This is a genomic window from Stenotrophomonas sp. 82F1 (genome assembly GCF_056861525.1).
The window spans coordinates 1-6,319 of sequence record NZ_JBSPUD010000040.1; the positions used below are offsets into that span (position 1 = coordinate 1).

General features: G+C 65.4%; 6 protein-coding genes. 5 read left to right on the forward strand and 1 reads right to left on the reverse strand.

Annotated features, from left to right (window positions below):
• The first annotated feature begins 262 nt into the window (after positions 1-262).
• The 3 genes from AC13GI_RS21545 to AC13GI_RS21555 all read left to right on the forward strand — a co-directional run bounded on the left by AC13GI_RS21545 (position 263) and on the right by AC13GI_RS21555 (position 2,622).
• Positions 263-1,126 carry a pirin family protein gene (locus AC13GI_RS21545; RefSeq protein WP_099818932.1) on the forward strand — a complete coding sequence of 288 codons (864 nt, stop codon included), beginning with the start codon at positions 263-265 and terminating at the stop codon, positions 1,124-1,126.
• A 121-nt stretch (positions 1,127-1,247) separates the two neighbouring features.
• Positions 1,248-1,967 (forward strand): aquaporin Z, encoded by a 720-nt coding sequence (gene aqpZ / locus AC13GI_RS21550; protein ID WP_099818931.1) that lies wholly within the window; start codon positions 1,248-1,250, stop codon positions 1,965-1,967.
• 196 nt (positions 1,968-2,163) lie between these two features.
• Positions 2,164-2,622 (forward strand): hypothetical protein, encoded by a 459-nt coding sequence (locus tag AC13GI_RS21555; RefSeq protein WP_099818930.1) that lies wholly within the window; start codon positions 2,164-2,166, stop codon positions 2,620-2,622.
• 84 nt (positions 2,623-2,706) lie between these two features.
• Here AC13GI_RS21555 and AC13GI_RS21560 read toward each other — a convergent pair whose 3' ends face one another.
• The gene (locus tag AC13GI_RS21560) at positions 2,707-3,558 is read right to left on the reverse strand and encodes a pirin family protein (protein ID WP_380657630.1); all 852 of its coding nucleotides are present in this window, start codon (positions 3,556-3,558) and stop codon (positions 2,707-2,709) included.
• 269 nt (positions 3,559-3,827) lie between these two features.
• Here AC13GI_RS21560 and AC13GI_RS21565 point away from each other — a divergent pair, with 269 nt between their 5' ends.
• Positions 3,828-5,909 (forward strand): carbon starvation CstA family protein, encoded by a 2,082-nt coding sequence (locus AC13GI_RS21565; protein WP_100553209.1) that lies wholly within the window; start codon positions 3,828-3,830, stop codon positions 5,907-5,909.
• The gene (locus AC13GI_RS21570) at positions 5,909-6,133 is read left to right on the forward strand and encodes a YbdD/YjiX family protein (protein WP_089236433.1); all 225 of its coding nucleotides are present in this window, start codon (positions 5,909-5,911) and stop codon (positions 6,131-6,133) included. The genes AC13GI_RS21565 and AC13GI_RS21570 overlap by 1 nt, the downstream gene beginning before the upstream one ends.
• The last annotated feature ends 186 nt before the right edge of the window (positions 6,134-6,319 follow it).

A 6,319-nucleotide genomic window follows, 5' to 3' on the forward strand; every position in this document is an offset into this window, starting at 1 on the left:
GCGGGTGGGTTGCGCAGGACCGTTGGCGCCAAGGATGGCGCCATCGAGCCCCCAGGGATGGGTTTACGGCGTGTCCTGCGCAACCCACCCGCCCGGCCAAGCGCGGCTTTTGAATTTGCTTCTGCCTTACGCGACCAACCAACCAACAGCCACGAGGGGCTGCGCCGTTGGCTGGAACAACCTGTTACCCGAACGGGGAATGTCACCGTAACGACAGCGTGCGATCCTGACCGCCTTGATCCCTGCCAGCGAGAACGCCCGCATGACCACCATCATCGCCCCGCGCGTACACGACATCGGCGGCCTGGAAGTGCGCCGTGCAGTGCCCACCCTGCAGGCCCGCAGCATCGGCTCGTTCGTGTTCGTCGACCAGATGGGCCCGGCACTCATGCACCCCGGTACGGCCATCGACGTGCGCCCGCATCCGCATATCGGCCTGGCCACCGTCACCTACCTCTGGTCAGGTGCCATCGGCCACCGCGACACGCTGGGCTCGGACCAGGTGATCCGCCCCGGCGACGTCAACTGGATGACCGCCGGCCGCGGCATCGCCCATTCCGAGCGCACGCCACAACCGGACCGCGACCACGACAACCCGATCCACGGCATGCAGACCTGGGTAGCGTTGCCGAAGTCGCATGAGGAAATCGAACCGGCGTTCTACCACCATGCGGCCGCCACGCTGCCCGAGCAGCGCCGCAACGGCGCCTGGCTGCGGGTGATCGCCGGACGCGCCTATGGCGAGGAGTCGCCGGTCAAGGTGTTCGCCGATACGCTCAACGTGGCGATCGATCTCGACCCGGATGCAGAGATCGACATCGATGACGGTCACCGCGAGCGTGCGCTGTACATCCTCGAAGGCGAAGCGCAACTGGATGGCGTGGACATTCCCGCCCAGCACCTGGTGATTCCCGAAGCCGGTGCGCGTGGCCGCCTGCGCGCGAAGACGCCGGTAAAGGCGATGCTGTTCGGCGGCGAGCCGCTGGATGGGCCGCGCCATCTGTGGTGGAACTTCGTGTCCAGTTCGAAGGAACGTATCGAGCAGGCCAAGCACGACTGGGAAGCCGGACGTTTCGGCACCATTCCCGGCGACGACAAGGAATTCATTCCCCTGCCCGAACATTGAGCATCGCGTGTTGCACACATCCGAGGGTGTATCCCTGCACCCGGCGTTGACGCTACAGTCACCCGCTGATCACTGAAATGTGACATAAATCACACTTTCGACCGTCAAAGGAGTGCAACACATGAGCATGGGTAAACGCTTGTCCGCCGAGTTCCTCGGCACGTTCTGGCTGGTTCTGGGTGGCTGTGGCAGTGCCGTGCTCGCCGCCAAGTTCGGTGGCGACAGCAATCCGCTGGGTATCGGTTTCCTCGGCGTGGCGCTGGCCTTCGGCCTGACCGTGGTGACCGGCGCCTACGCGTTCGGCCATATCTCCGGTGCGCACTTCAATCCGGCGGTCAGCGTGGGCCTGTGGGCCGGCGGCCGCTTCCCGACCAAGGATCTGCTGCCCTACATCATTGCCCAGGTGGCCGGCGGCCTGCTGGCGGGTTTCATCCTGCTGCAGATCGCCTCCGGTGCCAGCGGCTTCGCCGTTGATGGCAGCCAGGCCGGTGCGTTCGCCAGCAACGGCTATGGTGCGCTGTCGCCCGGTGGCTACAGCGTGGCAGCCGCGTTCCTGTGCGAAGTGGTGCTCACGGCGGTGTTCCTGATCGTGATCATGGGCGCGACCCATGGCAAGGCGCCGGCGGGCTTCGCGCCGCTGGCCATCGGTCTGGCCCTGACCCTGATCCACCTGATCAGCATTCCGGTGACCAATACGTCGGTGAACCCGGCCCGCTCCACGGCGGTGGCCTTCTTCGCCGGCAGCGGCGCCACCGGCCAGCTGTGGCTGTTCTGGGTCGCCCCGCTGCTGGGCGGTGCGATCGGCGGCATCATCTACAAGTGGATCGGCAACGACCGCTGAGCCGTGACCGTGCCATTGCGGCCGACCTTCGGCCGCAATGGTTACGGATGTAACCGCGATTTGTGCGATCGCTCACGTTCCGTTAAGGTCTGGTCATCCGCCCGTGCTTGTGCCGGGATGGACGGCATCCGGGGATGGGATGCCTCGGCCGCCGGTGACACCGGCGGTGCCAACGACACGCCACCTTGGGGGATGCATGAAGTTCGCGCCTGTTGTTTTGTCGAGCCTGCTGTTCGTTGCGGCGTCTGCCTGCGCGCAGGCCCCGGTCGAATGCCCTTCGTTGCCCGCCAGCAGCGGCCTGCAATGGCAGCAGCAGGCACAGTCCGGTTTCCTGGTCTGCCGCGCGGCCACCAGTGATGGTCGTGAAGTGCTGAGCCTGATGCTCAGCCAGCGCGATCCGGGCATTCCACTGACCCGCTCGCTGCGCCAGGAAAAGGGCAGCTTTGCCGGTGAATCGATGTACTGGTACCAGCCGGATCTTGGCGGCCAGCAGCCGCCGGGCTATGCCGAGCGCCGCATCAGCGTGGTCAAGCTGGACAAGGGCCGCTACGCGCAGATCGCGCTGTATCCTGACAGCTCGCAGGAACTGGGCACGCTGCAGCAGCTTGCGCAGGGCATGAACCTGACGCCCTCTGCCGTGGCCGACGGGCGCTGAAGGGCTGCGGGGATGACTGCATTGCAGCGTCCCCGCAGGATCCGGCACGCCGGGCATCGGCTGGGCATGGCCCAGCGCTACCGCTCAGAACCTGCCTTCCTGGAAATCAACGAAAGCCTGCATCAGTTCTTCGCGGGTGTTCATCACGAACGGGCCGTGGCGCATCACCGGCTCGCGCAGCGGTCGACCCGCCACCAGGATCAACCGCGCACCGTCAGCACCTGCCGACAGATGCAGCTGCTCGCCGCCGCCCAGCACCGCCAGTTCCTGCCGTGCCACGTCGCGCGCAGCATCCTGCTCACCCACCGTCAGCCCGCCTTCGAACACATAGACGAACGCGTTGTGGCCTTCCGGCAGCACATACGTCCAGGCGCGGTCGGCGGCCAGTTCGATATCCAGGTACAGCGGATCGGTGGCGGGCTGCGCGATCGGGCCCGCCGTGCCATCGACCGTGCCGGCGATCACCTTGACCTGCACGCCTTCGGCCGGCCGCACCACCGGAATCTTTTCCGGAGCGAATTCCTGGTACTTCGGCGCGGTCATCTTGTCGCGCGCCGGCAGGTTCACCCACAACTGGAAGCCGCGCATCTGCCCGCTTTCCTGCTCGGGCATCTCCGAATGCACCAGGCCACGGCCGGCGGTCATCCACTGCACGCTGCCCGGGGTCAGCAGGCCTTCGTTGCCGTGATTGTCGCGATGCCGCATGCGGCCATCGAGCATGTAGGTAACGGTCTCGAAACCACGATGCGGATGCTCCGGGAAACCGGCGATGTAGTCCTCGGCGCGATCGGTGCCGAATTCATCGAGCAGCAGGAACGGATCGAGGTCGGGCAGCGACGGGCCGCCGATGACCCGGGTCAGGCGAACACCGGCACCGTCGGAGGTGGGCATGCCACGGATGGTGCGCAGGACGCGGACCGGCTCGGGAAGGCTCATGGTGACTCCTGTTGGATGGATGCCGGTAAAAATGGACGCTGCAGCGCGCAACGCCAATGGATGCCGTCGCAACCGATTGTTCCATCCCTGGTGTTCGCCGCGCGTCATGTCCGCACGCCGGCACCGCCTGCGTTGTGGGCAGCGAGGAAACATCGCCACCTGCCACACCCATGTACGACCAAAGTACTACCGCAGAATGGTCCCGTGCACATTGACCCTGCCAGGGGCACGCGGGACTCTTTGCCTGTCTTTCCGGGAGAGAGCACCTCATGAAAGGTTTTTCCAAAATAGGCTGGGCGGCCCTCGCCCTGCTCGGCGCGTTCTGCCTGGGTACGGTGGCGCTGCGGCGCGGTGAGCACATCAACGCGTTGTGGATCGTGGTGGCGGCGGTATCGCTGTACCTGGTCGCCTACCGCTTCTACAGCCTGTTCATCGCCGACAAGGTGATGCAGCTCGATCCGACCCGGGCCACCCCGGCGGTGATCAACAACGATGGCCTGGATTACGTGCCGACCAACAAGCACGTGCTGTTCGGCCACCACTTTGCCGCCATTGCCGGTGCTGGTCCGCTGGTCGGCCCGGTGTTGGCCGCGCAGATGGGCTACCTGCCCGGCCTGCTGTGGCTGGTGGTCGGCGTGGTGCTGGCCGGCGCGGTGCAGGACTTCATGGTGCTGTTCCTGTCCAGCCGCCGCAACGGCCGCTCACTGGGTGACCTGGTGCGCGAGGAGATGGGCCAGGTGCCCGGTACCATCGCCTTGTTCGGTGCCTTCCTGATCATGATCATCATCCTGGCCGTGCTGGCGATGGTGGTGGTCAAGGCGCTGGCGGAAAGCCCGTGGGGCATGTTCACGGTGATCGCCACGATGCCCATCGCGATCCTGATGGGCGTGTACATGCGCTACATCCGGCCGGGCAAGATCGGTGAGATCTCGGTGGTGGGCCTGGTGCTGCTGCTGGCCGCGATCTGGTTCGGTGGCAAGGTGGCGGCAGACCCGACCTGGGGCCCAGCCTTCACCTTCACCGGCACCCAGATCACCTGGATGCTGATCGGCTACGGCTTCGTCGCCTCGGTGCTGCCGGTGTGGCTGCTGCTGGCCCCCCGCGATTACCTGTCGACCTTCCTGAAGATCGGCACGATCATCGCGCTGGCCATCGGCATCCTGGTGGTGATGCCGGAACTGAAGATGCCGGCGCTGACCCAGTTCGCTGCCAGCGGCGACGGCCCGGTGTGGAAGGGCGGGATGTTCCCGTTCCTGTTCATCACCATCGCCTGCGGCGCGGTGTCGGGCTTCCATGCACTGATCTCTTCGGGTACCACACCGAAGCTGCTGGCCAATGAAGCGCACATGCGCTACATCGGCTACGGCGGCATGTTGATGGAGTCGTTCGTGGCGGTGATGGCACTGGTGGCCGCCTCGATCATCGATCCGGGCATCTACTTCGCCATGAACAGCCCGGCGGCGGTAATCGGTGCCGACGCGGCCTCGGCCGCGCACTACATCACCAATACCTGGGGCTTCACCATCACCCCCGAACAGCTGACGGCCACGGCCGCAGCGATCGGTGAACCGACCATCCTGCATCGTGCCGGTGGTGCGCCGACGCTGGCGGTGGGCATCGCGCAGATCCTGCATGAGGCGATCCCCAGCAGCAGCGACGCGATGATGGCGTTCTGGTACCACTTCGCCATCCTGTTCGAAGCACTGTTCATCCTCACCGCTGTGGATGCGGGTACCCGTGCCGGTCGCTTCATGCTGCAGGACCTGCTCGGCAACTTCATTCCTGCACTGAAGAAGACCGAGTCGTGGACCGCCAACATCATCGGTACGGCCGGCTGCGTGGCGCTGTGGGGCTACCTGCTGTACACCGGCGTGGTCGATCCGTTCGGCGGCATCCAGACGTTGTGGCCGTTGTTCGGCATCTCCAACCAGATGCTGGCAGGCATCGCGCTGATGCTGGGCACGGTGGTGCTGTTCAAGATGAAGCGTGACCGCTACGCGTGGGTCACTGCGGTGCCTGCGGTGTGGCTGCTGATCTGCACCACCTATGCCGGCTTCATCAAGATCTTCGACAGCAACCCGGCGCAGGGCTTCCTGGCCCAGGCACACAAGTTCCAGGATGCGTTGGCCAGCGGCACGATCACCGCACCGGCGAAGTCGGTCGCACAGATGCAGCAGATCGTGGTCAATGCGTACGTCAACACCGGCTTGACTGCGCTGTTCCTGCTGGTGGTGGCGTCGGTGCTGGTGTATTCGATCAAGACGATCGTGGCGGCGCGCCGCAATCCGCAGCGCAGCGACCGCGAGACCCCGTACGTGGCGCTGAAGCCGCATGAAATGGTGGACCTGTAATGAGTACGCAACTGGTTCCGGTGGGGCAGTACCAGGCGCATCGCCGCCTGTGGCGACGCCTGGTGCAGACGGCACGGCTGTGCTGTGGCATTCCCGACTACGACAACTATGTGCGGCATGTGCGGGAGAAGCATCCGGACCGCGAGCCGATGGACTACAAGACGTTCTTCCGCGAGCGGCAGGAAGCGCGGTATGGCGGGCGCAACGGTGGTCGCTGCTGTTGAGGTTCTCGGTGGGTGCCGGGCTTGCAGCCCGGCGCCCGCAGAAGCGACGTCAACTGCAACTGCAACTGCAACGGCCGAAGCGTCGGCTCTGGGTTTGTGTTGGGTTGGCGGGGCGGTGTGGGCTTGCAGGACACGCCGTAAACCCGTCCATGGGGGCTCGATGGCGCCATCCATGGCGCCAACGGT